We start from the raw sequence: 25,469 nt of genomic DNA on the forward strand, positions 1-25,469 counted from the left end.
GCCGACAGATCCAAACAAGGACACCATGGTCTGCTCTCACGCGGGTCAAGCCGAGGCTCGAAGCGGCACACCCTCATCCTCACAGTTCTCACGGACGAGCCGAGTCGAAAGCTTGTGCAGATGGTCCCGGCGCCGGTCGGCGATCCGGGCGTACACCTTCGCCACCCGCAGCCGGGCCTTGGCCCGGTTCTTCGATCCCTTCTCCTTGCGAGCGAGCGCCCGCTGGGCCTTGGCCAGCTTGCGCCGATCGCGGCGCTCGTGACGCGGGTTGACGATCTTCTCACCGGTCGAGAGCGTGGCCAGCGCCGTGACGCCCGCATCCACGCCCACGTTCTGCTCGACCGGCGCCAGCGGCGCGATCTTCTCCTCGACCAGGACGGAGACGAACCACCGCCCGGCCGCGTCCCGGGAGACGGTGACCGTGGACGGCTCGGCCCCCTCGGGAAGCGGACGCGACCACACGATGTCCAGCGGCGCGTCCATCTTCGCCAGCGTCAACCGGCCCTCGCGCCAGCGGAACGCCGAGCGGGTGTACTCCGCCGACAGCCGCGACTTCTTGCGCGACTTGAACGTGGGGTACTTGGCGCGTTTGGCAAAGAAGTTCGCGAACGCCGCCTGCAGATGCCGCAGCGCCTGCTGCAACGGCACCGACGACACCTCCGACAGGAAGTCGTACTCGCCACCGCGCTTCCACGCCGTCAGCGCGGCCGACGACTCCACGTAGGAGACCCGGCGCCCTTCCAGCGCGTAGGCGCGGGTGCGCTCTTCCAGCGCCTTGTTGTAGACCAGACGCACACAACCGAACGTCCGGGCAAGCTCTTCAGCCTGCTCGGGGGTCGGGTTGAAGCGGTACTTGTAGGCCCGCTTCACGGTCTGCGCCACGCCTCACATTCTCACACGATCAGGCAATTCTCGCCCGGATGTTCGATACAGCGGTCCGCCTGGCAACCAATCGCCTCACCCTGCCCTGCTCCGCAGGAGTCCAATTCCTCCTCCGCCTGAAGGCGGAGGTCTCCTTGGAGGTACCCGATGACGGTCACGGAGCTCACCGCCGCACTCGCCGCCGGCACGCGTGCCGCGCAGGGCATGGACGCCCGCTGGGTCCCCGTACGCGCGGGGATCCTCAACGTGTGGCGCTACTACGACGAGGTGTTCGAGTTCCACCGGGGCCGGCTGCTGCTGCGCGGGCCCAACGGCAGCGGCAAGTCCAAGGTGCTGGAGCTGCTGCTCCCGTACGTGCTCGACGCCAGTCTCAAGCCGAGCAGGCTGTCCACGTTCGGCGGCACCGAGCGCACCATGCACTGGAACCTCATGGGCGACGGCGCCACCGGCACCACCCGGGTCGGCTACGTGTGGCTGGAGTTCCGGCACGCCGACGGGCGCTGGTTCACCTGCGGCGCCCGGCTCCAGGCCACCGTCCACACCAAGAACGTCACCGCCGCGTACTTCACGACCGAGGCCCGAGTCGACGCCCCCGACGGCATCCGGCTCACCGGCGAAGGCGGCCAGCCCCTGACCAGGGCGCAGCTCGCCGAGGAGCTCGGCAGCTCGGGCAAGGTCCACGAGTCCGCCGACGCCTACCGCTCCGTCGTGCGCCAGACGCTCTACCGGGCGCTCAACGAGCAGCGCTACGACTCGCTCCTCACCGCCCTGCGCCAGCTGCGCACCCCCAAGCTCTCCGAACGCCTCGACCCCGGCCTGCTGTCCGACCTGCTGTCGAGCGCCCTGCCGCCGCTCGGCGAGGGGGAGATCCACGAGATCGCCGAGGGGTTCGAGCGGCTCGACCGGCAGCGCGAGGAGCTGCGCCTGCTCGACCGCGACGTGGAGGAGGCCGACCGGCTGGCGGGCCGCCAGCGCGGCTACGCCCAGCGCGTCCTGCGCGCCGCCGCGGCCGCGGTGACGTCCGCGGGGCACGCCCTCGACGCGCTGGCGGCCGAGGCCAAGGCCAAGCGCGAGGCGCTCAAGGAGGCCGAGGGCGAGCTGAACGCCACGACCGTGCGGCTCGGGGAGGAGGAGGCGCAGGAGCTGGCGTTGGCCGCGCAGATCGACGGGCTCAAGGAGAGCGAGGCGTACCGGGCGGGCTCCGAGCTGCACCGGCTCCGCACGGAGGCCCAGGCCGCCCACGAGACGGCCGCCCGGCTGCGCGACCAGGCGGGGGCGGCGGCCCGCTCCGCCGCGGCCAAGCAGGAGCTGTCGGCGCGGGCCGAAGCCGTCGCCCGCACCGCCGCCGCCCTGTCGGAACGTTCCAGGATCGAGGCCCGCCACGCCGCCGAACGCGCGGGGCTGCTGGCCGCCCACGAGGAGTCCGAGCGGGCGGGCTCTCCCCAGGAGGCCGAGGAGGGCGATCACGGCGGCGCGTCCCCGGAGGGCGGACGGCCCGGGCCGGGGCCCGCCGCCGACGGTGCGGAAGCCGTGCACCGGGCGCGGGAGCTGCTGCGGGCCGCGGTCACCAGCCGCGCCGCCCAGATCCGGGAGGTACGCGCCGGAGCCGTCGAGCACCAGGAGGCGATCAACCGGCGCACCGCCGCCGAGCAGGACCGCGACCGCGCCCGCGACGACCTCGCCACCGCCCAGACCGCCCACGACGAGGCCGAGCGGCTGCGCGACGAGCGGGCCGCCAACCTGTCCGCCGCCCTGGGCGAATGGGCGGCCGGCTGCGCGCAGCTCAAGCTCGGCGCGGACGAGCTGGCGGGCGCGGTGGAGCGGTTCGAGCAGGCCGACGAGCTGGTCGGCGCCGCGCGTACGGTGGCGGCCGTCAAGCTGGCCGCCCGCGAGCAGCACCTGACCGGCCTGCGCGACAAGCTGCTGGCCGAGCGCTCCGAGCTGACCCGCGAACGCGAGCGCCTCAACGACCGGGCCGTCCTCGACCCGCGCGCCACGCACGCCCGCGACATGGCCGCCAGGCAGGGACGCCCGGGCGCCCCGCTGTGGCGGGCCGTGGCGTTCAGGTCGGGCCTCGACCCCGTCGCCCAGGCGGGCGTGGAGGCGGCGCTGGAGGCGGCGGGCCTGCTGGACCTGTGGCTGCGCCCGGACGGCGGGTTCGACGCGGGGGAGCACGACGCGTTCGCCGTGGCCGCGCTGGCCAAGCCCGCGCCCGGCTACAGCCTGGCCCACGTGCTGCTCACGGAGGCGGACTCCCCGGTGAAGGCCGACAAGGTGCTGGCGGGCATCGCGTTCGCGCCCAGCGCGATCGGCGTCGACCACCCCGCGGTCGTCGGCGCCGACGGCACCTGGCGGCTCGGCCCCGCCGCGGGCCGCTGGGTCAAGCCCGAGCCCTCCTACATCGGCGCCACCGCCCGCGAGCGCGCTCGGCGCCGCCGCGTCGCCGAGCTGGACGACCGGCTCGGCGAGCTGGCCGGCACGGTCGCCGAGTGCGACCACCTGCTCGCCGTGGTCGACGCCGACCGCGACAGCCTGGCCGCCGAGCTGCGGCGCAGGCCCGGCAGGCGGCGGTACGCCGACGCCCTCGACGCGCTCGACGGGGCGGTGAAGAAGGTCGCGCTGCTCGAAGACCAGCTCAGGGCCTACGAGCAGCGCCTGCACGACCGGGAGAAGGAGGTCGGCGGGTCGTTGCGGCGGCTCACCGAGCTGGCGGCCGGCCACGCCCTGCCCACCGCGCTGCCCGCGCTCGACAACCTCGAAGAGGCCCTGCGCACCGCCGAGACGGCCGGCACCGCCTGGCACGACCGCCGCGCCGACGCCCGCGCCGCCGCGGAGCGCGCCGAGCACGTCGCCGAGACCGCGGGCGAGTACCAGGACCTCGCCGTCCGGGCCGTCGAACGCGCCGAGGACGCCGCCGCGGGCGCCGTCACGCTGGCGGAGAAGCTCGCGGCCGTCGAGTCCACGGTCGGCGCCGAGCACCTGCGCGTGCTGGAGCGGCTGCAGGAGACGCAGGCCGCGTACCAGACCTGCCGCCGCCTCATCCGCTCGGTCAACGACGACCTGGCCCGGCTGCACGCCCGGCTCGGCGAGCTCAGGGGCGAGCTGGGCACGGCCGAGGAGAAGCACGCCGAGGCGGGGCGGGCGAGGGACGAGGTGTCCGAACGGTTCCGCGCCCTGACGGCCGGGCACCTGGCGGAGGACGCGCGGGTGACGGCCGAGCTGGCGCGCGACGCCGGGGTGCGGGCCGTGCTGGTGTCGGCGAAGGCCGTGGCCGAGCAGCTCGCGGCGGTGCCGTACGAGCAGAAGAACGTCAAGGAGGCCGAGGCGCGGCTGCAGGACGCCTTCCACCACGCCAGGGAGATCCTCGCCGACCGGGCGGACCTGGAGCTGACGCCCGACGAGGACGTGCAGCTGCTGACCGCCGCCGTCGGCGGCGTCCGGGCGGGGGCCGCCGCGCTCAGCGAGGCGCTGCGCGAGGAGCGCGACGAGCGGCGCTCGGACATCACGGAGGCGGAGCGGGACCTGTTCGACCGGACGCTGGCCGGTGACACGCGGCGGCACCTCGCCGACCGGATCAGGCAGGCGACCGCGCTGGTGGAGGGCATGAACCAGCGCCTCGAACGCGTCCGCACCGCCTCCCGGGTGGCCGTCCGGCTGGTGTGGCAGGTCGATCCCACCCAGTCGCCCGGCACCCGGGCCGCCCGCGACCTGCTGCTGCGTGACCCGGCCGGGCTGGACGAGGCCGACAGGGAGGCCCTGTACGTCTTCTTCAGGGACCGGGTGGAGGAGGCGCGGGCCGACAACTCGTCGGCGAGCTGGGAGGACCAGCTCATGAAGGTGCTCGACTACACGGCCTGGCACCGGTTCGTGGTCAAGCTGGACCGCGGCGACGGGCAGGGCTGGCAGGACCTCACCAGGAAGCTGCACGGGGCCCTGTCAGGAGGGGAGAAGGCGATCGCGCTGCACCTGCCGCTGTTCGCCGCCGTGGCCGCGCACTACCAGAGCGATCCGGGCTGCCCTCGGTTCATCCTGCTGGACGAGGTGTTCGTGGGGGTGGACAAGACGAACCGGGGGCAGGTGTTCGACCTGCTGGTGAACCTGGGGCTGGACCTGGTGCTCACGTCCGACCACGAGTGGTGCGAGTACCGCGAGCTCGACGGGATCGCCGTCCACCAGCTCATCACCGGCGACGGGGACGATGCCGTGACGACCGCCCGCTTCGTGTGGAACGGCTACCGGACGGTCCCGACGGAATGACCGCTACCCGGGCCCACCCGTCGTGAGCTCCGCGGCCCAGGGCGGGTTGGCGCCCGCGACCGAGCACGTCAGCGCCGCCACCCTGGCCGCGAACTCGGCCGCCGCCACCGCCGTCGCCAGGTCCAGGCCGTCCAGGCGGCCCCCCAGGAGCCCCTCGGCGGCGAGGCCGTGCAGGAGGCCCGCGGTGAAGGAGTCGCCCGCGCCGACCGTGTCCACCACGGTCACCCGCGGCGCCGGCACCGACGCCCGCTCGCCGTCCAGGGACACCAGCGCGCCCGCCGCGCCCTTCGTGACGACGATCAGGCGGGCGCCGGCGGCGTGCCAGGCGTCGCAGGCACGTTCCACCGGCACGCCGGGCTGCAGGAAGTCCAGGTCGTCCGCGCTGAGCTTGAGGATGTCGGTCCACTCGCACCAGCGAGACACCGGGTAGTCGGCCCTGGAGGCGAGGCTGGGGCGGACGTTCGGGTCGATCGAGATCGTGGCGCGCCCGGCGGCCTCCCGCGCGAACGCCTCCACCGCCGCCCGGCCCGGCTCCTTGGCCAGGGCGAGCGATCCGGTGTGCAGGCAGGCGACCGGGCCGAGGCGGTCCAGGTCCAGCTCGTACGGGGTCCACTGCCAGTCGGCGGTGCCGTCGGCGTAGAAGGTGTACTCGGCCTGGCCGCCGGTGTCGAGAGCGGCGACGGCGAGCGTGCTGGGCTCCTTGGCGTCGACGGAGGCCGAGAGGTCGACGCCCGAGGCGGTGAGGCGGCGGCGGAACAGCTCGCCGAACACGTCGCCGGAGATGCGGCCGAGGAAGCGGGCGGGGGTTCCGAGCCGGGCCAGCGCCACCGCCGTGTTCGCGGGCCCGCCACCTGGCAGCACCCGCAACCCCAGCTCCAGCGCCTCCCCACCATGTTCGGCCGGGGGGCGGTCGCCGGGGGAGCGGGCGGTGAAACCGTCGGCGACGCACTCGCCCAGGACAGCGATCATCGGGCCTGCCTTTCAGGCACGTTGCCGATTTGTTACGGCATGGGGGCATTGACGTTTCTCGGATGGGAGTCCATCATCACAGCACAGCGGATGTCAACGTTGACATATGTCAACGATGACATCGGGTCCCCCCTGATAGGAACCGCCAATGAACGCAAAGATTTCGGCCGGACTCCTGGTCACCGCCCTTCTCGTCACCGGATGTGGCGGGGGCGGAGGCGGCGGGCAGAGCGCCTCCGCGACGCCCAAGGTCGGCCTCATCACCAAGACCGAGACCAACCCGTTCTTCGTGAAGATGAAGGAGGGCGCCCAGAAGTCGGCCCAGGCCAACGGCATGGAGCTGATGACCGCGGCCGGCAAGTTCGACGGCGACAACGCCTCTCAGATCACTGCCATCGAGAACATGGTCGCCGCCGGGGTGAAGGGCATCCTCATCACGCCGAGCGACACCAAGGCCATCGTGCCCGCCGTCAAGAAGGCCCGCGACGCGGGCGTGCTCGTCATCGCCCTGGACACACCGACGGACCCGCAGGACGCCACGGACGCGCTGTTCGCCACCGACAACCTCAAGGCCGGCGAGCTGATCGGCCAGTACGCCAAGGCCGCCATGGCCGGGAAGCCCGCCAAGATCGCCACCCTCGACCTGGCCCCCGGCATCACCGTCGGCCAGCTCAGGCACGACGGCTTCCTGAAGGGGTACGGGATCGCGGAGGGCGACCCGTCCGTCGTCTGCTCCCAGGACACCAGGGGCGACCAGGCGAAGGGACAGACCGCCATGGAGAACTGCCTGCAGAAGGCCCCCGACATCAACCTCGTCTACACGATCAACGAGCCCGCGGCGCTGGGCGCGTACACGGCGCTGAAGGCCAAGGGCCGCGAGAAGGACGTGCTGATCGTCTCCGTGGACGGCGGCTGCACCGGCACCAAGGCCGTGAAGTCGGGCGAGATCGCCGCCACGAGCCAGCAGTACCCGCTGAAGATGGCCGAGGACGGCGTCAAGGCGGTGTCGGAGTTCGCCAAGACCGGCAAGAAGGCCTCCGGCTACACCGACACCGGCGTCACCCTGATCACCGACAAGCCCGCGTCCGGCGTCGAGGCCAAGGACACGGTCTTCGGCCTGGCGAACTGCTGGGGCTGACATGGCGGTCATGGAAGCGACGCTGCCGCGCCGCCTGATCTCGACCCCCGTCGCGGGTCCGCTGGCCGCGCTCGTCCTGGCCTGCGCGTTCTTCGCGCTCAGGACCGACCAGTTCCTCACCGGCCCGAACTTCTCGCTGATCATCCAGCAGGTCATGGTGGTCGGCACGCTGGCCATCGGCCAGACGCTGATCATCCTGACCGCGGGCATCGACCTGTCCAACGGCGCGATCATGGCGTTCGGCGGCATCGTGATGACCAAGCTGGCCGTGGACAGCGGCCTGCCGCCGGTCCCCGCGATCGTCGCCGGGCTCGCCGTCTGCGCGGGGTTCGGGCTGGTCAACGGGTTGCTGGTGACCCGGATCTCGCTGCCGCCGTTCATCGTGACGCTCGGCATGCTGAACGTGGTCTTCGCCCTGACCCACATCTACTCCAACGAGCAGACGGTCACGGACCTGCCGCCGCTGCTGACGTTCCTCGGCCAGACGTTCCAGGTCGGGCAGACGAACGTCACCTACGGCTCGCTGCTGACGATCCTGCTGTTCCTGCTGTTCGCGTACCTGCTCGGCTCCACGGCGTGGGGCCGCCACGTGTACGCGCTCGGCAACAGCCCCGAGGTGGCCCGCCTGACCGGCATCAGGACGAGCCGCCTGACCATCGGCGTCTACACGCTGGCCGGCTTCGTGTACGGCATCGCCGCCCTGCTGCTGGTCTCGCGTACCGGAGTGGGCGACCCGCAGGCCGGCCAGACCGACAACCTGGACAGCATCACCGCGGTCGTCCTGGGCGGGACGAGCCTGTTCGGCGGCCGCGGCCTGGTGATCGGCACGCTCGTCGGAGCGCTCATCGTCGGGGTGTTCCGCAACGGGCTGCAGCTGATGGGCGTACCGTCGATCTACCAGACGCTCATCACCGGCGTCCTGGTGATCCTCGCCGTCGCCGTCGACCAGCTCTCCCGCAGGAGGAACCGATGACGACCCCCGTCCTCCAGACCCCCGTTCTTCAGGCTCGGGGCCTGGTGAAGCGGTACGGCCACGTGACCGCGCTCGACGGCGCCGACTTCGAGCTGCTGCCCGGCGAGGTGCTCGCCGTCATCGGCGACAACGGCGCCGGCAAGACCAGCCTCATCAAGGCGCTCACGGGCGCGCTCCAGCCCGACACCGGCGAGATCCTGCTCGACGGCGAGCCGGTGCGCTTCCGCGACCCGCTGGAGGCGCGCAGGAAGGGCATCGAGACCGTCTACCAGGACCTCGCGGTCGCGGCCTCGCTCGACATCGCCACGAACATGTTCCTCGGCCGCGAGCTGCGCAAGCCCGGCATCCTCGGCAGCGTCTTCCGCCTGCTCGACAAGAAGCGCATGCGCGAGGAGTCCGCCCGGCACATGGCCGACCTCAAGATCGGGCTGCGCTCGCTCACCCAGCCCGTCGAGTCGCTGTCCGGCGGCCAGCGGCAGGGCGTGGCCGTGGCCCGGGCGGTGGCGTGGGCCACGCACGTCGTGGTCATGGACGAGCCCACGGCCGCGCTCGGCGTCAAGGAGTCCGGCCAGGTGCTCGACATGATCAAACGGGTCCGCGACGGGGGCACGCCGGTCGTGCTGATCAGCCACAACATGCCGCACGTGTTCGAGATCGCCGACCGCATCCATGTCCAGCGGCTCGGCCGCCGGGTCGCCCAGATCAAGCCGGGCGACCACAGCATGGCCGAGGTGGTGGCCATCATGACCGGCGCCCTCCAGGTCTCGGAGGGCAAGGCCGTGGTGGCGGATCAGGGCGCGGCGGAGGCGATCGGGTTGTCCTGATGGGCGGCCACTAACATGGGCGCAATGCGGCGTCCGACGATGACAGATGTGGCGCGTGAGGTCGGCGTCACGGCGAAGACGGTCTCGCGGGTGCTCAACGACGACGGCCCGGTCGCCGTCGAAACCCGCGAGCGCGTCATGGCGGCCGTCAGGAAGCTGGGCTACCAGCCCAACCTGATGGCCCGCAACATGCGGGTCGGCGCGCGCGACGCCGCGATCGGCCTGGTCATCCCCGAGATGGGCAACCCGTTCTTCGGCACGGTCGCGGGCGGCATCGAGAGCGCCGTCCGCGCCCGCGGCCTCACCCTCATTGTCGGAAACTCCAGCGAGACCGCCGACCTGGAGCAGTCGCTGATCGCGACGTTCCTGGCCCGCAGGGTGAGCGCGCTCATGGTGGTCCCCTCGGCCACCAGCGACCACCGCCACCTGCGCAACGAACGCGTGGCGGGCCTGCCCATCGTCTTCCTCGACCGGCCCGCCGTCGGCCTGACCGCCGACAGCGTGGTCAGCGCCAACCGGGAGGGCGCCAGGGCCGGCGTCGCCCACCTGATCGCCCACGGCCACCGCCGGATCGGCTTCGTCGGCGACGTGCCCGCCGCCCTCTACACCCGCCGCGAGCGGTTCCAGGGCTACCGCGACGCGCTCGAAGGCGCGGGCCTGCCGTTCGACCGGAGCCTGGCGGAGACGGGCCACGACCAGGAGGCGGCGGCCCGGGCGACGATGCGGCTTTTAGACCTCGACGATCCGCCGACGGCCCTGTTCGCGGGCAACAACCTGGCCGCCACGGGCGCGGTGGTGGCGCTGTCGCGGGCCCGCCGCAGGGATGTGGCGCTGGTGGGCTTCGACGACCTGCCCCTGGCCGAGTGCCTGGACCCGCCGCTGACGGTCGTGGCCCAGGACCCGGCGCGGATGGGGGCCGCGGCGGCCGAGCTGGTGCTGGCGCGGCTCGACGGCGACCGCTCCAAGGCCCGCAGGACGATGGTGCCCACCCGGCTCGTCGTCCGTGGCTCGGGCGAGCTGCCCGCCGCCCGGGGCTAGCGGGGGTAGACGCCGCCGTCCAGGCTGAGGACCTGGCTGGTCAGGTAGCCGTTGCGCAGGACGGCCAGGGCCAGGTCGGCGACCTCCTCCGGACGCCCGAAGCGGCCGACCGGGACACGGCCCGGGCTCGCCGTGGCCGGGAGCATCGCGGTCTCCTCGATCAGGGCGGGCGCCAGCGCGTTGACGGTCACGCCCTGCGCGGCCACGCGGGCGGCCAGGAAGTGGATCAGGCCGTGCAGGCCCGCCTTGGACGCGGCGTAGTGCGGGCCGACGCTGCCGCCGGTGAAGGCCGCGATCGACGACATGAACAGCACCCGCCCGAACCCCCGCTCCGCCATCCCCGGCAGCGCGTGCTGCGCCAGCAGGAACGGGGCGCGCAGGTTGACCGCCATCGTGTGCTCCCACGTCACCGCGTCCACCGCCGTGTACTCCTGCTGGATGGCGTAGCCGGCGTTGGAGATCAGCAGGTCGACGGGGCCGAGCGCGTCGGCCGTGGCGCGCAGCAGGGCGACCGGGACCTGCGGGTCGGCCAGGTCGCCCGGGAGCGCGATCGCGTCCACGCCGGCGGCCCGCCCCCGCGCCACCAGGTCGTCGGCGTGCTCGGAGCGGCTGCCGTACGTGAAGGCGGTCCTGACTCCGGCGGCGATGAGGCGGCGTCCGATCGCCTGCCCGATGCCGCCCGACGCGCCGGTCAGCAGGGCCACCCGGCCAGTGAGTTGGGTCATGTCACCCAGTCTTCCTCGTGACAGAGGAGCTGACGGCAGGTTGGAATGGGGCGTTTCCGTACGTCTTCCACTGTGTGCTCACGCGTAACTCGCGGTCCACCTGGCCGGTCTACGGTGCGCGCATGAGAATGCGCAGGTTACTCGCGAGTGTGCTGGCCGGAGTCGTCGCCGGCGGTACCGTCGCCGTCGTGCTGACCCAGACGACCCCCGCCACGGCCGACCGCCGCGGCGCCGCACCCATCGTGATCGGCCACCGGGGCGCGAGCGCCCACCGGCCTGAGCACACGCTCCTTTCGTACGAGACCGCCATCGCCATGGGCGCCGACTACATCGAGCCCGACCTCGTCTCGACCAAGGACCACGTGCTGGTGGCCAGGCACGAGAACGAGATCTCCGGCACGACCGACGTGGCCGCGCACCCGGAGTTCGCCGGCCGGCGCACCACCAAGACCGTGGACGGCCGGCCGGTCACCGGCTGGTTCACCGAGGACTTCACGCTGGCCGAGCTGAAGACGCTGCGCGCCAAGGAGCGCGTCCCCGACCTGCGGCCGGACAACACCGCGTTCGACGGGCTGCCGGAGATCCCGACGTTCGAGGAGGTCGTGCAGCTGGCCCAGCAGCACGGCGTCGGCGTCTACCCCGAGACCAAGCACCCGACGTACTTCGACTCCATCGGCCTGTCGCTGGAGGAGCCGCTGCTGGAGGTGCTGAACCGGTACCGCGTGCGCAAGGCGTACATCCAGTCCTTCGAGACCGCGAACCTGCGTGACCTGCGCTCCAAGACCCGCCTGCCGCTGATCCAGCTGATCACGTTCGGCGGCGCGCCGTACGACTGGGTCGCCTCCGGCAGCACCCGCACCTACGACGACATGGTCAAGCCGGACGGGCTGCGCGAGGTGGCCGCGTACGCGAACGGGATCGGGGTGGACACGCGGCGCGTGGTGCCCCAGGACGCCTCGGGCAAGACCCTCGAACCCACCACGCTGGTCTCCGACGCGCACCGGCGCCGGCTGCAGGTGCACGTCTGGACGGTACGGAACGAGAACTCCCAGCTGCCCGCCGACTACCGGCTCGGCAACCCGGCCAGCCCCGTCTACCCCCGGGCCACCGGGAACGTGATGGGGTGGCTGTCGAAGCTCGTCGACCTGGGCATCGACGGGGCCTTCTGCGACGACCCCGCCATGGGCAGGGCCGTGGTGAGCGGGCGGTCGGCGTAGGGACGCGAAGGGCGCCGGCCCTATTCCCCACCGGATCAGTGGGTACATTGGTCCGGTGAGGAACGACCAGCACGGCCTGGCGATGACCGGGGCCGGCGCCGCCGCGGTGCGGCACTACGACCGCGCGATCGACGAACTGCTGCACTTCCGGGTGGAGGTCGTCGCCGAGACCAAGGCGGCGCTGGCCGACTCGCCCGACTTCCCGATGGGCAACGTGCTGAGCGCGTACCTCGGGCTGCTCAGCACCGAGGCGGAGGACGCGCGGAAGGCGCGGGCGCGGTTCGGCGCGTTCCAGGACAGGACCGGCTCGGCCTCGCTGCTGCCCCGCGAGCGCGCCCACGTGGCGGCCGTGCGGGCGCTGCTCGACGGCGACTGGCTGACCTGCGGGCGGCTGCTCGCCGAGATCACCGTGGAGCACCCGCGCGACGCCCTGGCGCTGGCGGCCGGGCACCAGGTCGACTTCTTCACCGGCGACGCGCGCTCGCTGCGCGACCGGATCGGTGGGGCGCTGAACGCCTGGCGGGAGGACGACCGGCACTTCGGCCACGTGCTGGGGATGTACGCGTTCGGGCTGGAGGAGGCGGGGCACTACGACCGGTCGGAGGAGGTCGGCCTGCGGGCGGTCGAGCTGAACGCGCGCGACGTGTGGGGCATCCACGCGGTGGTGCACACGTACGAGATGCAGGGGCGGTTCGGGGAGGGGGTGCGCTACCTCGACGCGCGGCTGCCCGACTGGTCGACCGGCACGTTCTTCAACATCCACAACTGGTGGCACTACTGCCTGTACGCGCTGGAGTCCGGCGACGAGGCGCGGGCGCTGGCGATCTACGACGCGGTGCTCGCGGGCGGGGAGTCCTGCATGGAGCTGCTGGACGCCGCCGCCCTGCTCTGGCGCCTCCACCTGGAGGGCTCCGAGCAGCACGAGCGCTGGCGCGCGCTGGCCGACGCGTGGCCGGACAGGGTGGCCGAGCCGTTCTACGCGTTCAACGACATGCACGCGGTCATGTCGTACGTGGGTGCCGGGCTGATCGGGGAGGCGGAGAAGCTGGTCGCGGCGCGCGAGGCGTACGTGCTGGAGCCGCGTCCGGGCGTCACCAACGTGGACATGACCCTCCGGGTGGGCCTGCCGGTGTGCCGCTCGCTGGTGGCCTTCGGGCGGGGCGACTACGCCGCGGTCGTGGATCTGCTCTACCCGATCAGGCACCGGGTCAACGAGTTCGGCGGCAGCCACGCGCAGCGGGACGCCGTGCAGAGGACCTTGCTGGAGGCGGCCCTGCGGGCGGGGCGGGGGGACGTGGCGCGGGTGCTGGTGAGCGAGCGCGTCAACGTCCGGCCGTGCAGCCCGTACAACTGGCTCAAGCAGGCGGCTCTCGCCGACACCCTGGGTGAGCGGGGCGCCGCCGCGGCCGCCCGCCTGCACGCCGGCGAACTGGCCGTGAACGGCGGCCGGCCCTAGCCGTCTGATGGATGGTCCCGGCCTGTGGGCTGGGCTTGGGCGGTGGGCAGCCTCGGCCGGGGAACTGTCGGCGGCGGCGGGTAGTGTTTCCAGCCATGGATCGGCAACTCACCCTGATGGTCGTACACGCCCACCCCGACGACGAGTGCCTGAGCACCGGCGGCATCCTGGCCCGATACACCGACGAAGGCGTCCGCACGGTCCTGGTCACCTGCACCAACGGCGAGCAGGGCGACGACCAGGGCGGCGTGAAGCCCGGCGAGGACGGCCACGACGACGCGGCGGTGGCCGAGCGGCGCCTGGCCGAGCTGCGCGAGTCGGTGTCCCACCTGGGCATCGACCACCTGGAGCTGCTCGGCTACCGCGACTCCGGGATGGAGGGCTGGGAGTCCAACGCCCACCCCGACGCCTTCGCCAACGTGCCGGTCGAGACGGCCGCGGCCAAGCTCGCCGCGTTGATGGAGCACTACCGGCCCCAGGTCGTGGTGACCTACGACGAGACCGGCGGCGGCGGTTACGGTCACCCCGACCACGTCCAGACCCACCGCGTCACGGTGGCGGCGGTCGAGCAGACCGACATTCCCGACAAGTTCTACTACACGGCCATGCCTCGCTCCGGCATCAAGCAGATGTTCGAGATGATGCGCGCCAACGGCGTCGACCTCGGCGGCTTCGAGCCGTCCGACGACTTCGGCACCCCCGACGAGCGGGTCACCAGCGTCGTCGACATCGCGCCGTTCGTCGAGCGCAAGCTCAAGGCGCTGCGGGCGCACGAGAGCCAGGGCGAAAACATCTTCCTGCTCCGCATGCCGGAGGAGGTGCAGCAGCAGGCGTTCTCGCACGAGGCGTTCGAGCGGAAGCTGTGCAAGGTGGACGCGCCCGACCACGAGGACGACCTGTTCGCGGGACTGCGTGACGCCTAGCGTCCCAGAACATTATTCTATGCCCTATGGGCACCCTCGTCGGCTACCGGCTCAAAGACTCCGTCGCCACCATCACCATGGACGACGGCAAGGTGAACGCGATCTCGATCCAGCTGCTGACCGAGCTCGGCGCCGCCCTCGACCGGGCGGCCGCCGACTCGGCGGTCGTGCTGCTGGAGGGCCGGGAGGGGGTCTTCTCGGCCGGGTTCGACCTGAGGGTGCTCGCGGCGGGCGGTGACGGGGCGCTGGCGATGGTGCGGGGCGGGTTCGAGCTGGCGGCGCGGCTGCTGTCGTTCCCGACGCCGGTGGTGGCCGCCTGCACGGGGCACGCGGTGGCGATGGGTGCGTTCCTGCTGCTGTCGGCCGACTACCGGGTGGGCGCGGCCGGGCCGTACCGGCTGGTGGCCAACGAGGTGGCGATGGGCATCACGATGCCGTACGCGGCGATCGAGATCGTCCGGCAACGGCTCACGCCCGCGTGCTTCACGCGGGCGGTGCTGCTGGCCGAGACCTTCTCGCCCGACGACGCGGTGGCGGCCGGGTTCCTGGACCGGGTGGTGGAGCCCGCCCGCGTGTCCGAGGCCGCCCGCGAGACGGCCGAGGCGCTGACCGCCCTGGACCTGAAGGCACACGCGGCGAGCAAGGCACGCGCCCGGCGGCAGACGCTGGAGGCGATCCGGTCGGGGATCGCGAAGGAACTCGGCACGGGGGCGACCTGGCCCCCGGCCTAGCTCGGGGTCGGCTTGCTCGGGGGCGGCCTGGCCCCGGCACTGGCTCGGGGCTGGCTTGCTCGGGGGGAGCTCGCGCCTGGCCTGGCTCGGGGGCGAGGTCGCGCAGTCGGCTGCGTGAGGTGACATTGGGCACGCCGGCGCACGAGCGCTGCACGGGCGGCCCGGCGGACGGGCGTCGGGGGCCTCGGAGGTGCGGAGGGATCAGCGGGCGGTCCGGGTCTCCAAGGTGACGGCGCGGCCGAGGAAGGCAAGGAGCCGCCGGTGAGCGGTGACGCCGTCTGGGCATCGCGCTCCTGCTCCAGCGCCGTCCTCTGCCCCACCACGGCGGCGAGCCGACGGCGCCTTGTCCACGGTCGGCCCCCGGGTGCCCGCGCCGGGCCCGCCATGACGGATCGGCCGCCCCGCTGCGCCCGCGCTGTGTCCGGCGTGACGGATCGGCCGCTCCCTGCGCCCGCGCCCTGCCCGCCGTGACGGACCAGTCGCCCCCGCGCCCGCGCTGGGACCGGTGTCGCGGCTCGGCCACGGATCAGGCGGACGTCGACTGCGAATGCTCTCAATGGGCGTCATTGAGGCGACATCGCGGTGACGGCATGCGTTCATCTGAAGGCATCTTGTGCTTGCGCAACCATTGGGCGGGGGTTTCCACAATGGCTCGGTCAGCGCCTGTGAGCTGGTGCTGACCGAGCTGGAGGAGGTGGAAATCCCGTGACGTTCATGGCAGACCGGGTCGCCGGCACGCCCCCCGATCGCCCGCGCGGGAGCGCCCGGTGGTATCGGCGGCTGTATGTGTGGGTCTTCGCCGCGATGGTCGCCGGCGCCGTGACCGGGCTGATCGCGCCCGATGTCGGCAAGCAGGTGAAGCCGCTCGGCGACGGGTTCGTGGAGCTGCTGACGATGCTTCTGGGGCCGATCGTGTTCTGCATGGTCGTGGGCGGGATCGCCTCGATCGTGGATCTGCGCCGGGTCGGCAGGGTCGCCGTGCGGTCCATCGTGTACTTCGAGGCCGTCACGACCTGCGCTCTCGTGCTCGGCCTGGTCGTGGTGAACCTCGTACGGCCGGGCGCGGGCATGGAGGTGGCGGCGAACTCGCTCATGATCGGCGACGAGGTCGCCGGGAAGGTCGAGGCGGGCAAGGACCTGCACGGCTGGGACTACGTCCTGCAGCTGATCCCGGGCAACGCGGTGGACAGCTTCGCGCAAGGGGCGATCCTGCAGATCCTGGTCCTGGCGGTCCTGTTCGGCGTGGCGCTGTCGCTGCTCGGGCCCAGGGCCGCGCCGATCGTGCGCGGCATCGACCTGCTGTCCGACGTGCTGTTCACCGTGGTCCGCCTGGTGACGTACGCCGCGCCGATCGGCGTGTTCGCGGCGATGGCGTACACCACCGGCACCTACGGGGCGGCCACGGTCGGCTCGCTGCTGAAGCTGATCGCGACGTTCTACGGAACGTCCCTCGTCTTCATGGTCGTGGTGCTGGGCGGCATCCTCCTGCTGCTGCGGATCCACCCGGTGCGCACGTTCCGGTACTTCCGGGATGAGATCCTGCTCGCGCTGGGCTCCTCGTCGTCCGAGGTCGCGATCCCGGGCATCGTCCGCAAGCTGGAGAATCTCGGCATCTCGAAAGGCACCGCCGGGATGAGCGTGAGCGCGGGATATTCGTTCAACCTCGACGGCACCTGCATCTACCTGACGCTGTCGAGCATGTTCATCGCCCAGGCTCTCGGCATCCATCTCACCTTCGGCCAGCAGCTGGTGCTGCTGGCGGTGATGCTGCTGTCGTCGAAGGGCACGGCGGGTGTCACCGGCGGCGGGTTCGTCATGCTCGCCACCACCCTTTCCTCCCTTTCGCTCATCCCGGTCTCCGGCATCATGCTCGTCTTCGGTATCGACCGGTTCATGTCCGAATGCCGCGCGGTCGTGAACTCCTTCGGCAACGCCGTCGCCGGCCTGGCCATCGGCCGCTGGGAGAAGGAGCTCGACCCCGTCGCGGCGCGCGCCATCATGGCAGGCGAACGACCTGGTCACGTCATCGCCCGGCAGGACGCGGACGGCGGTTCGAGGCCCGCCGATCCCGCCGCGGTGCCGGAAGCGACGATGCACCGATGACCGTCTCGTCCCTGCACCAGCTCCGGGTGCTCGTCACCGTCGCCCGTACCGGCAGCTTCTCCGCCGCCGCCCGCGAGCTCGGCCTGACCCAGCCGACCCTGTCCACCCACCTGAAGCGCCTGGAGGCGGAGACCGGCGCGATCCTCATCGATCGCGGCGGCAAGAAGCTCCGGCTCACCCCCGCCGGGCAGGTGCTGGTGGACTACGGCCGGCGCATTCTCGCCCTCGCCGACGAAGCCTCCGATCACCTCCTCCGGGAGAGCTGCCGCCCGCCGGCCGGAATCCTCGCCATCGGCGGCACCGTGACCGCCGGTGAGCACGTGCTCCCCAGCCTGCTGACCGAGTACACCGGTCGCTATCCCGGCATGGAGGTGCAGCTCGTCATCCACAACACCGCCGAGATCACTCGTCGCGTCGTCGACGGCGAGCTCCCGCTGGCCGTCATCGCGGGCGACACGGACCACGGGGCCTTGGAGATCACCACGGTCGCCCACGACCCGCAGATCCTGATCGCGGCCGGTACGCACCCGCTGGCCGGCGCCGAAGCCTCCCCGCAACTGCTGCGCGGCAGCCGGATGCTGCTGCGCGAGCCCGGGTCGACGACCCGGCTCTACCAGGAACGGATGGTGCAACGCTGGCGCATCCCCGGCCTGCACGTGAGCACCATCGCCAGCACGAGCGCCATCGTCGGCGCCGTCGCGCACGGGCTCGGGATCTCCCTGGTGCCCGAGGTCACCGTGCAGGACGCGCTGGCCACCGGCCGCCTGGTCGGCCTGCGCATCGAACCCGGGCCCGAACCGCGGCGACTCGGCCTCATCCGCCGCCGCGACCGGCCGTTGACCGTCCCCGAGGAACTGTTCGTCGACCTCGTCACAGAAAGGACCGGCACATGACCGGCACCGTCATCGTCAACGGCCGCCGCTATCGCATCCCGGCCGAGCCCACCGTCGTGTTCACCGTCGACGGCGGCGACCCGGACTACTTCACCGGCGCGCTCGAACGGGGCCTGATGCCACGACTGCGACGCATGCTCGACGAGGGCGGGGAGTTCCGCCGCGGCGCCTCCGAGATGCCCTCCCTGACCAACCCGAACAACCTGTCCATCGTCACCGGCGTCTCTCCGGCCATCCACGGCATACCCGGCAACTACTGCCGGCTCGAGAACGGCGAGCTGCAACTGCTCAACAGCCCGGAGTTCCTGCGCGCCCCCAGCATCCACGCCGTCCTCCAGCAGGCGGGCGTGCTGACCCTGATGGTCACCACCAAGGACAAACTCCGCCTGCTGCTCGGCAACGGCGGCGTCCCCAGCGTCAGCGTCGAACGCGCGGCGTCGACCGGCCTGCCCGAATACGGCATCGACGACCTCCAGGCCCTGGTCGGGGCGCCGGCGCCGGGCATCTACGACCCCGAGGCCAGCCACTACGCCATGCGTCTCGCGCTGGCCGTCTACCGCGCCCGGCCCGACCTCCGGCTGCTGTACGTCTCCCTCACCGACCGGGTCCAGCACGCCGCCGCCCCCGGAGACCCGCTCGCCGACCGGTTCTTCGCCGCTTTCGACACCCTGCTCGGCGAGTATCTCGACGAGGGCTTCACCGTGGGCATCACCGCCGACCACGGCATGAACGCCAAGCACGACCACGAGGGCAACCCTCGCGTCCACTACCTCGGTGACGTGCTCGCCGCGGCCGGCGTCCCCTTCGACGAGATCGTCCTGCCCATCACCGACCCGTACACCCGGCACCACGGAGCCCTCGGCTCGTTCGCGTGGATCTACCTGCCCGCCCAGGCGCGCCCCCTCGCCCACGAGGTGCTCGCCGCCCTGCCCGGCATCGAGGAGATCTGGGGACGCGAGGATTCCGCCACGCTGTACGAGAACCCCGTCGACCGCATCGGCGACCTCGCCGTCACCGCGTCCGCCGACACCGCCCTCGGCAGCCACGCGCACGCCCATGACCTCACCGGGCTCCACGGACACCTGCGCTCCCACGGCGGCCGCCACGAACAGCCCGTTCCGATCATCGTCAGCAGGCCGCCCACCGGCGACCACGTGGAGCGCTACCGGGCCGACACCCTCCGCAGCCGGGACCTGCACGCCCTGCTCCTCGACGACACCGCCGTCACCGGGCCGCGATAACCGCAGGTCGACGCGCTCTACGATGGCTGGTCATGGGAACGGACTGGGTGCCCGCGGCGGTACGCGACGGTGCCGACCCCGCCGAACTCGAACACCTCGTCCGCACGCACGCCGCCCTCCACGCGCGGGGCGAGCACGCACGCGACGGCGTGGACCAGCGGCTGCGCGACCTGCTGATCATCGACACCGACGAGGACGGCGCCTGGCCGAGCCACCGGGTGGCCGTCATCGGCCGCAACCCCCTGTTCCCGCCCGAGTGGCGGCAGGCCGCCTGGTCGACCCTCCTGCCGGACGGGCTTCAGGAGTGGTCGGTCCGATGGCGGCACTGGTACGACTCCGTCATGGCCGGCCGATACCGCCACTACCTCCACCGGCTGCGCACCTGGGAGGTGAGCCAGGAGCTCGCCCAGGCCCAGGCCGACCTGGTCGCGACGGCACGCGCCACCGAGGGCCGTACGAACGCCTGGGCCCGCAGGCCCGATTTCCGCCGCGCCCGCGACCTCGTGTCCGCCCTCCCGCTGCCGCCTCTCGTACCTGCCCCCGGCCCGCCCCCGGGCACGGATGCCGAGGACCGGGAGACCCCCGGGCAGGCGGCCCGCGAGGAGACGGTGGCCGGGCACCGCGCGGAGCTGGAGCGCGCCGCCCGCGAGTTCGGTCGTACGGTGCCGAGCCGGTTCAGACGCAACCCCCGCTGGTCGCCCGGCGTGGCGGAGCTCATGCCCGACACCTGGCTGGAGGAGTTCTTCGCCTGGCTGGACCCGGTGGTCCGGTCAGGCCGGGGCGTGTACCTATGGTTCTGACCACCTGCCCGGCGGGCGCCGCCGGGCACTGCCGCGGCGGAGAAATTCAGCACTCCCGCATCGCGGCGCGGGTCTGCGCGGTGGACATGGGCGGGGCAGGCAGGGGCCGGGCGGCGACGGCGCGCAGGCCGTCCAGGGCCAGGGCGAGGTGCCGCCGCCAGGCTCCCGGCGCCACCTTGCCGGTGGCCCGGACGGTCGCGGCCACCCCCCAGATCACGAAGGCCAGGTCAGCCAGCGTCACGTCGCCCCGCAGGCCGCCGGATCGCTGGGCGCGTTCGAGGATCTCGCGCATCAGGCCGTGCCCGCGATCCCCGTCCACCGCGGCGGTCCGCGCGGCGAGGTCGTTGTAGCCGAGGTCGGCCGCCTGCAGCTCGCACACCCCGGTCAGGAACGCGACGAACCCCTCCCACGCGTCGTCCATCGCCAGCGCCTGCTCGGCCAGCTCGGCCACGGTCGCCACCCGGTCCGCGAAGACCGCCTCCACCAGGGCCTCCCGCGTGGAGAACCGGTTGTAGAGCGTCCCGATGCTCACCCCGGCCGTGCGTGCGATCTCTTCGAGCGGCACGTCCAGCCCCCGGTCCGCGAACAGCTGCCGGGCCGCTCGCAGGAGGCGCTCGCGGTTCTGTACGGCGTCCTTGCGCATGTCCGCCAGCTTAGCTAACTTGAGGCACACCTTAACTTAGGGAGTACCTCAACTTATGGCCCGCACCATCGTGATCACCGGCGGCACCAGCGGCATCGGCAAAGCCCTCGCCCGCCGCCACACCGAGCTCGGCGACCACGTCATCGCCGTCGGCAGCAGCGAGGAAGGCGGGCGGCGCCTGCGCGAGGAGGCGCCCGGGGCCCGCTTCGTCAGGTCCGACCTCAGCTCCCTGAGCCAGACCCGCGACCTCGTGGAACGGCTCAGCTCCGAGCACCCGGCGATCGACGCGCTCGTGCTGGCCGCGTTCCGGTTCAACCTCGCCCGAACGGAGACCGGCGAAGGGTTCGAGCACACCTTCGCCCTCTACGTGCTCAACCGCTGGCTCATGGCCGAAGGGCTGCGCGGTCCGCTGGAGAACGCGCCGGCACCCGTGATCGTCAACCTGTGCGGCGCCGGGCAGGGCGGCCGGATCCACTGGGACGACCTCCAGCTGAAGAGCGGATACCGGGCCCTCACCGCGACCATGCAGGGCGCCAGGGCCGGCGAGCTGCTGGGGGCGGCCTACCGCTCGGAACGCACGAAGTACGTGCTCTACAACCCGGTATACGTGGCGACCGCCCTGCACGAACCCTTCAGACAACCGCTGCGCGGCCTCGTGCGCCTGGCGTCAGCGATCTTCGCCCAACCGGTCGCCAAAGCCGTACCGCCCATCGCCGCGCTCATCGACCACCCGCCGGCCGAGCCCCTCACGACCTGGAAGAAGGGCAAACCCATCGACCTCACCGTGGACCCGGACGAAGCGCGGCGACTTGAGGAGACCATCCGCACCCTGACCCACTCCGCGCTCTCATGAGGTCAGGAAGGCCACCAGCTCTTTCGCGACCCGCTCCGGCGCGTCGCGGGGCAGCCAGTGGCCGGCATCGGGCACGAGGGCGAACCGGGCGTCCGGGATGAGGGCCGCCGCCGCGCGCACGTCGCCGGGCGGGACCAGCGTGTCCCTGTCCCCGCACAGCAGCAGGGCCGGGCGGGCCAGGCGGGTCAGCTCGTCGCCGAAGCAGGTACGCGGGCCGTTCCAGCCAACCTCGTCGCGCTGGAACGCCGACCACGCGGCACCGGCGTCCGGGCTGGTCAGCGCCTCCCGTACCTTGGTCAGGAGGCCGTCGGTCACCGCGTCCGGGCGGTGGAGCACCGCCCGGAGGCCGGCGCCGAGCAGCCGGTCGCTGCGCCGCATGAGGGCGTTGGACAGGGCCGGCGCGTACGGGGTGTGCACGGCGACGTAGCCCGCCCGGCCGCCCGCCACGGCCGGGCTCACCCCGTACGGCGCGCAGAGCGCCAGCCTGGCGACCCGGTCCGGCCGGTCGAGCGCCACCCGCAGGGCGATGCCCCCGCCGAGGGACAGCCCGGCGATCGCGACCGGGCCGGTGGCGCAGGTGTCGAGGAACTCCTGGAGCCAGGCCGCGTACCCGATCAAGGTGGGTTCGGCGGCACCCAGCCGGGTGCCGCCGAAACCGGGCAGGTCGGGCGCGGTCACCCGGGCGTGCGCGGCGAGCGCCGCCCAGACCGGCCCCCAGGTGAGGCGGGCGCTGTCCAGCCCGCCGCCGTGCAGGAGCACCAGATCGGGGCCGGAGCCCGCGCGATGGGCCCGGACGGGCGAGCCGGACACCGTGAACACCGTCTCGTCATGCCGCATCGGTCCATCTTGCCCGGTACGCCGCCGGCTCGCAGCCGCGACCTCACGCCGGCGACCGGCTCGCCCGCCGCCCGTGCAGCCGTTTTCAGGCCGGGCGAAGGAGGGCGGACGCCGCCTCCACGCTCGCGACGACGTCGAGAACACCCCAGCGGACCGGCCAGGCGAAGCGGCGGTCGACGGTCCAGGCCAGGACGGCGTCGAGGTCGTCCAGGCGGTCCCCGTCGGCGACCACCAGGGCGGCGGCGGGGCCGACGGCGGGGTCGGCGATGGCGCACCACGAGGAGTCCGCCAGGGGGAAGGCGTCCGACCGGAACATCCCGTGCAGCGTCCCGCAATCGTCGTCGAGCGGGCTCCGCTCGCCGTCGAAGTGACGGCCGAACACGAAGTCGCCCAGCACCGCACCGGTGAAGGCGCCGGCGAAGCGGAGCGTCCGCGCGCCGATCAGCGCGAGCACCCCGTCCGCGCCCCACAGCACCGCCTCCGTACCTTCTGGGGCCTCGATCGACCCGACCTGGGCAGGTTCGTCCCCCAGCGACCACACCTCCGCCCGCCCTTCGGCGGTCAGGCACGCGCCGAAGTCCCCGGTGTCGTCCCAGGCCCAGGGGCGCTCCTGGCCGTCGTGGAAGTACCGGCCGACGCGCTTGGTGGTGGCGACGGGCAGGTGGTACCGGTGACGGCCGCGCGCGTCGTAGACGTCGACGCCGCCGCCGTCCTCCACCACGACCGCCAGCCGGGCCTCGGACCCGCGCATGCCCCAGTGCAGCGACCCCTCGGCCTGGCTCACGCGATCGCCCACCGGCTGCCCGGTGTCGGCGTCGAAGACGGTCAGCAGGCGCGGGCGGCCCGGCGTCAGCGCCGCGGCGTACCGGTCGTCCGGGCTCCACGCGACCGGGCCGGCGGTCAGCGCCAGCCAGCGCATCCGCCCGCCCGGGAGGTCGACCACGGCGGCCCAGGTGTCGTTGTCCCCGAGCAGCCGCCCGCCGTCGCGGGACCAGCGCACCCGGCGGAAGGAGAAATAGTCGTTCTTGAGGCGGTTCTTCGCCTCTTCCGGCAGCGGCTCGGTCAGCATGGCCGGCTCGGGGCCGGTGTTGTGGCGGCGGTAGTCGTTGTAGAAGACCCTGCCCTCGTCCAGCGCCGCGACGCAGCCCATCATCTCGTGCTCGCTGCTCATCGAGATGTAGGCCCGCCGGCCGTCGGGGTCCAGGGCGAAGATGGCCGCGGCGTCGTACCCGTCCGTCACGTCCGCGCTCCCGTACGGATTCGTACGCGCGCCGAACGGGTCCCACACCCCGACGTTGTTCGTGCAGAACGCCGCGGCGACCCGGGTGCCGTCCGCCGACCACTGCACGGTGTCGCGGCGGCCGGGCCAGCCGACGCCGTACATGATGTCGACCGTGTTGACCAGGCGCCCCGTGGCCAGCTCCCACACCTGCAGGGGGCCGGTGCCGTCGTAGTCGCCCTCCGCCGAGCCCCGGCCCGTGGCGAGGTAGCGGCCGCACGGGCTGAGCGCGTAGTCCTGGAAGCCGCCCCCGAACATGGTGTACGGGTGACGCAGCCGCGCCCCGCGCTCGCGCAGGCGCTCGGTGGCCAGCCGGTGCGCATCGGTGACGCCGTGCAGCTCCTCCACCTCGGCCAGCAGGGCGCGCAGCGCGAGCAGGTCCCGCTCCGGCTCGAACGCCGGCCAGTCGGCCTCCTCCAGCAGCGCGAGCAGGGCCGCGGGGTCGTCCCGCACCGCTTCCAGACCGGCACGCCCGGGAAAGCCCCCGGACCCCGTACGCGCGGGCGTCGGGGTCAGCAGCTCCGCCATCGGCAACACCGGCACGCCCAGCAGCTCCGCCGCGCGGACGCCGTCGTTCGGGAAACCGGGGTCGCCCCCGTCGAACACGACGTCCACGGCGCGCGACACCTCGTCCACGACGCTCGCCCCGGCCCCCTGAACCAGCGCCGTCAGCTGCGCGACGGACTCGGTACGGAAGCTGCCCGCCACGACGACGGTTTTGCCGCGAAGATCCATAGCTGGGGAGGATAGACGAACCCGGCCCCGTCCTCATACAGGATCGCGACGGAGCGCCTTGCGGGCGACGTACAGGATCCGGTCGTGCTCGTCCTCGTCGGCCCGCTCCCGAGCCGACGTCCCCACCAGCCCGTGGGTGGCCACGACGCGCAGTCCGGCCTGCTCGGCCGCCTCGCGGACCGTCCGTTCTGAGTGGTGCCGCTGCACGTGCCGCATCGACACCCGCTCCCAGCCCGCGCCGTTCCGCTCGAAGAGGTCGAACTGGGTGATCACGACCGCGTCGGGCTCGATCCGCGGGGACACCGCGAACCAGGCCGCGTACCGGTCGCCCCGGTCGGCGACCGCGGGGACGCCGAACGTGCGCCGGTAGTAGCCGATGGTGTTCAGGTCGAAGACCAGCACCCCGTCCTCGGCGAGCTGGTCGCGCGCCGCCGCCAGCGAGCGCCGCAACTGCTCCGTGCCGGTCAGGTACGTCATCGGCACGTCCACGCAGGCGACCACGTCGAACCCGGTCAGCCCGGGAGGGGGCGTCTCCAGCCGGCCCACCAGGAACCCGATCCCCTCGGCCCCGGGCCGGCGCCGGGCCAGCGCCACCATCGCGGGCGACAGGTCGTAGCCGGTCACCTCGAACCCCCGCTCGCCGAAGGCCACGCTGCTGCGGCCGGTCCCGCACCCCGCGTCCAGCAGCCGCCGCCCGCCCGACCCGTACCGATGCGCCGCCTCCACGAAGCGGTCCACCAGGCCGGAGGTGTCCATCCGCGCGTTCAGCTCGTCGTACCTGGCCGCGACGCTCTCGTACGCGGCCAGCGTCTCGTCCACATGCGACATGCGCGCCTCCTGTTCGCGGGTGTCCCGTCGGCCGCGCGTCGCGTCAGGTGCCGTGCCGGGTGGTGAGGCCCGGCACGGCCGACGGGAGATGGACTACCAGACGAACCATGCCTGCCGGTTGATC

General features: G+C 72.7%; 20 protein-coding genes and 1 pseudogene. 14 read left to right on the forward strand and 7 right to left on the reverse strand.

Annotated elements, in window-relative coordinates; genetic code table 11:
- Positions 1-84 precede the first annotated feature (84 nt).
- Positions 85-882: pseudogene (locus tag ABZS69_RS56265) on the reverse strand (transposase); the annotation flags it as partial.
- 147 nt (positions 883-1,029) lie between these two features.
- Between ABZS69_RS56265 and ABZS69_RS56270 the strand changes: the two are divergent.
- Complete coding sequence (locus ABZS69_RS56270) at positions 1,030-5,139, forward strand: TIGR02680 family protein (RefSeq protein WP_355389773.1); 4,110 nt, start codon at positions 1,030-1,032, stop codon at positions 5,137-5,139.
- A 3-nt stretch (positions 5,140-5,142) separates the two neighbouring features.
- Here ABZS69_RS56270 and ABZS69_RS56275 read toward each other — a convergent pair whose 3' ends face one another.
- Positions 5,143-6,108, reverse strand: coding sequence for a carbohydrate kinase (locus ABZS69_RS56275; protein ID WP_355389775.1), 966 nt, complete (start codon positions 6,106-6,108; stop codon positions 5,143-5,145).
- A gap of 148 nt (positions 6,109-6,256) precedes the next feature.
- On the opposite strand from ABZS69_RS56275, the gene ABZS69_RS56280 reads away from it, so the two are divergent.
- The 4 genes from ABZS69_RS56280 to ABZS69_RS56295 are packed head-to-tail and all read left to right on the forward strand — an operon-like array spanning position 6,257 to position 10,081.
- Positions 6,257-7,246, forward strand: coding sequence for a sugar ABC transporter substrate-binding protein (locus ABZS69_RS56280; RefSeq protein ID WP_355389777.1), 990 nt, complete (start codon positions 6,257-6,259; stop codon positions 7,244-7,246).
- Positions 7,247-7,256: 10 nt separating this feature from the next.
- Entirely contained in the window at positions 7,257-8,219 is a 963-nt protein-coding gene (locus tag ABZS69_RS56285) for an ABC transporter permease (RefSeq protein WP_355389779.1), read from the forward strand.
- Positions 8,216-9,043: an ATP-binding cassette domain-containing protein gene (locus tag ABZS69_RS56290; RefSeq protein ID WP_355389781.1), complete on the forward strand. Its 828-nt coding sequence runs from the start codon at positions 8,216-8,218 to the stop codon at positions 9,041-9,043. Before ABZS69_RS56285 ends, ABZS69_RS56290 begins: the two co-directional genes overlap by 4 nt.
- Positions 9,044-9,067: 24 nt before the next feature.
- Positions 9,068-10,081, forward strand: coding sequence for a LacI family DNA-binding transcriptional regulator (locus ABZS69_RS56295; RefSeq protein ID WP_355389783.1), 1,014 nt, complete (start codon positions 9,068-9,070; stop codon positions 10,079-10,081).
- Here the strand turns inward: ABZS69_RS56295 and ABZS69_RS56300 are convergent.
- Positions 10,078-10,806 carry an SDR family NAD(P)-dependent oxidoreductase gene (locus ABZS69_RS56300; protein ID WP_355389785.1) on the reverse strand — a complete coding sequence of 243 codons (729 nt, stop codon included), beginning with the start codon at positions 10,804-10,806 and terminating at the stop codon, positions 10,078-10,080. The genes ABZS69_RS56295 and ABZS69_RS56300 overlap by 4 nt on opposite strands.
- A 122-nt stretch (positions 10,807-10,928) precedes the next feature.
- On the opposite strand from ABZS69_RS56300, the gene ABZS69_RS56305 reads away from it, so the two are divergent.
- The 8 genes from ABZS69_RS56305 (at position 10,929) to ABZS69_RS56340 (ending at position 20,170) form a co-directional block, all read left to right on the forward strand.
- Complete coding sequence (locus ABZS69_RS56305; RefSeq protein WP_355389787.1) at positions 10,929-12,023, forward strand: glycerophosphodiester phosphodiesterase; 1,095 nt, start codon at positions 10,929-10,931, stop codon at positions 12,021-12,023.
- Between the two features lie 55 nt (positions 12,024-12,078).
- Positions 12,079-13,479 carry a tetratricopeptide repeat protein gene (locus tag ABZS69_RS56310; RefSeq protein ID WP_355389789.1) on the forward strand — a complete coding sequence of 467 codons (1,401 nt, stop codon included), beginning with the start codon at positions 12,079-12,081 and terminating at the stop codon, positions 13,477-13,479.
- A 95-nt stretch (positions 13,480-13,574) separates the two neighbouring features.
- Entirely contained in the window at positions 13,575-14,402 is an 828-nt protein-coding gene (locus ABZS69_RS56315) for a PIG-L family deacetylase (RefSeq protein WP_355389791.1), read from the forward strand.
- A gap of 26 nt (positions 14,403-14,428) precedes the next feature.
- Positions 14,429-15,133 (forward strand): crotonase/enoyl-CoA hydratase family protein, encoded by a 705-nt coding sequence (locus ABZS69_RS56320; RefSeq protein ID WP_355389793.1) that lies wholly within the window; start codon positions 14,429-14,431, stop codon positions 15,131-15,133.
- Positions 15,134-15,847: 714 nt separating this feature from the next.
- A complete protein-coding gene (locus ABZS69_RS56325) occupies positions 15,848-17,236 on the forward strand; it encodes a cation:dicarboxylase symporter family transporter (RefSeq protein WP_355389917.1) in 1,389 nt (462 codons plus the stop codon).
- On the forward strand, positions 17,233-18,129 hold the full coding sequence (locus ABZS69_RS56330; protein ID WP_355389795.1) for a LysR family transcriptional regulator: 897 nt from the start codon (positions 17,233-17,235) through the stop codon (positions 18,127-18,129). The genes ABZS69_RS56325 and ABZS69_RS56330 overlap by 4 nt, the downstream gene beginning before the upstream one ends.
- On the forward strand, positions 18,126-19,370 hold the full coding sequence (locus ABZS69_RS56335; protein WP_355389797.1) for an alkaline phosphatase family protein: 1,245 nt from the start codon (positions 18,126-18,128) through the stop codon (positions 19,368-19,370). Before ABZS69_RS56330 ends, ABZS69_RS56335 begins: the two co-directional genes overlap by 4 nt.
- Positions 19,371-19,402: 32 nt before the next feature.
- Entirely contained in the window at positions 19,403-20,170 is a 768-nt protein-coding gene (locus ABZS69_RS56340; RefSeq protein ID WP_355389799.1) for a hypothetical protein, read from the forward strand.
- A 46-nt stretch (positions 20,171-20,216) separates the two neighbouring features.
- On the opposite strand, the gene ABZS69_RS56345 is transcribed toward ABZS69_RS56340, so the two are convergent.
- Positions 20,217-20,813, reverse strand: a complete 597-nt coding sequence (locus ABZS69_RS56345) for a helix-turn-helix domain-containing protein (RefSeq protein ID WP_355389801.1) — start codon at positions 20,811-20,813, stop codon at positions 20,217-20,219.
- Between the two features lie 55 nt (positions 20,814-20,868).
- Between ABZS69_RS56345 and ABZS69_RS56350 the strand changes: the two genes are divergently transcribed.
- Positions 20,869-21,666: an SDR family NAD(P)-dependent oxidoreductase gene (locus ABZS69_RS56350; RefSeq protein ID WP_355389803.1), complete on the forward strand. Its 798-nt coding sequence runs from the start codon at positions 20,869-20,871 to the stop codon at positions 21,664-21,666.
- On the opposite strand, the gene ABZS69_RS56355 is transcribed toward ABZS69_RS56350, so the two are convergent.
- The 3 genes from ABZS69_RS56355 to ABZS69_RS56365 all read right to left on the reverse strand — a co-directional run bounded on the left by ABZS69_RS56355 (position 21,661) and on the right by ABZS69_RS56365 (position 25,345).
- The gene (locus ABZS69_RS56355; RefSeq protein WP_355389805.1) at positions 21,661-22,503 is read right to left on the reverse strand and encodes an alpha/beta fold hydrolase; all 843 of its coding nucleotides are present in this window, start codon (positions 22,501-22,503) and stop codon (positions 21,661-21,663) included. The genes ABZS69_RS56350 and ABZS69_RS56355 overlap by 6 nt on opposite strands.
- A gap of 85 nt (positions 22,504-22,588) precedes the next feature.
- Entirely contained in the window at positions 22,589-24,517 is a 1,929-nt protein-coding gene (locus tag ABZS69_RS56360) for a hypothetical protein (RefSeq protein WP_355389807.1), read from the reverse strand.
- A gap of 33 nt (positions 24,518-24,550) precedes the next feature.
- Positions 24,551-25,345, reverse strand: coding sequence for a class I SAM-dependent methyltransferase (locus tag ABZS69_RS56365; RefSeq protein ID WP_355389808.1), 795 nt, complete (start codon positions 25,343-25,345; stop codon positions 24,551-24,553).
- Positions 25,346-25,469: the final 124 nt, after the last annotated feature.

The organism is Nonomuraea sp. NPDC005650 (assembly GCF_040605375.1).
Taxonomy (GTDB): domain Bacteria; phylum Actinomycetota; class Actinomycetes; order Streptosporangiales; family Streptosporangiaceae; genus Nonomuraea.

Bases quoted from the DNA above. Each gene is read 5' to 3' on its own strand.
- ABZS69_RS56270 (WP_355389773.1), top strand. From the start codon at position 1,030: ATGACGGTCACGGAGCTCACCGCCGCACTCGCCGCCGGCACGCGTGCC.
- ABZS69_RS56275 (WP_355389775.1), bottom strand. From the start codon at position 6,108: ATGATCGCTGTCCTGGGCGAGTGCGTCGCCGACGGTTTCACCGCCCGC.
- ABZS69_RS56280 (WP_355389777.1), top strand. From the start codon at position 6,257: ATGAACGCAAAGATTTCGGCCGGACTCCTGGTCACCGCCCTTCTCGTC.
- ABZS69_RS56285 (WP_355389779.1), top strand. From the start codon at position 7,257: ATGGAAGCGACGCTGCCGCGCCGCCTGATCTCGACCCCCGTCGCGGGT.
- ABZS69_RS56290 (WP_355389781.1), top strand. From the start codon at position 8,216: ATGACGACCCCCGTCCTCCAGACCCCCGTTCTTCAGGCTCGGGGCCTG.
- ABZS69_RS56295 (WP_355389783.1), top strand. From the start codon at position 9,068: ATGCGGCGTCCGACGATGACAGATGTGGCGCGTGAGGTCGGCGTCACG.
- ABZS69_RS56300 (WP_355389785.1), bottom strand. From the start codon at position 10,806: ATGACCCAACTCACTGGCCGGGTGGCCCTGCTGACCGGCGCGTCGGGC.
- ABZS69_RS56305 (WP_355389787.1), top strand. From the start codon at position 10,929: ATGAGAATGCGCAGGTTACTCGCGAGTGTGCTGGCCGGAGTCGTCGCC.
- ABZS69_RS56315 (WP_355389791.1), top strand. From the start codon at position 13,575: ATGGATCGGCAACTCACCCTGATGGTCGTACACGCCCACCCCGACGAC.
- ABZS69_RS56320 (WP_355389793.1), top strand. From the start codon at position 14,429: ATGGGCACCCTCGTCGGCTACCGGCTCAAAGACTCCGTCGCCACCATC.
- ABZS69_RS56325 (WP_355389917.1), top strand. From the start codon at position 15,848: ATGGCAGACCGGGTCGCCGGCACGCCCCCCGATCGCCCGCGCGGGAGC.
- ABZS69_RS56330 (WP_355389795.1), top strand. From the start codon at position 17,233: ATGACCGTCTCGTCCCTGCACCAGCTCCGGGTGCTCGTCACCGTCGCC.
- ABZS69_RS56335 (WP_355389797.1), top strand. From the start codon at position 18,126: ATGACCGGCACCGTCATCGTCAACGGCCGCCGCTATCGCATCCCGGCC.
- ABZS69_RS56340 (WP_355389799.1), top strand. From the start codon at position 19,403: ATGGGAACGGACTGGGTGCCCGCGGCGGTACGCGACGGTGCCGACCCC.
- ABZS69_RS56345 (WP_355389801.1), bottom strand. From the start codon at position 20,813: ATGCGCAAGGACGCCGTACAGAACCGCGAGCGCCTCCTGCGAGCGGCC.
- ABZS69_RS56350 (WP_355389803.1), top strand. From the start codon at position 20,869: ATGGCCCGCACCATCGTGATCACCGGCGGCACCAGCGGCATCGGCAAA.
- ABZS69_RS56355 (WP_355389805.1), bottom strand. From the start codon at position 22,503: ATGCGGCATGACGAGACGGTGTTCACGGTGTCCGGCTCGCCCGTCCGG.
- ABZS69_RS56360 (WP_355389807.1), bottom strand. From the start codon at position 24,517: ATGGATCTTCGCGGCAAAACCGTCGTCGTGGCGGGCAGCTTCCGTACC.
- ABZS69_RS56365 (WP_355389808.1), bottom strand. From the start codon at position 25,345: ATGTCGCATGTGGACGAGACGCTGGCCGCGTACGAGAGCGTCGCGGCC.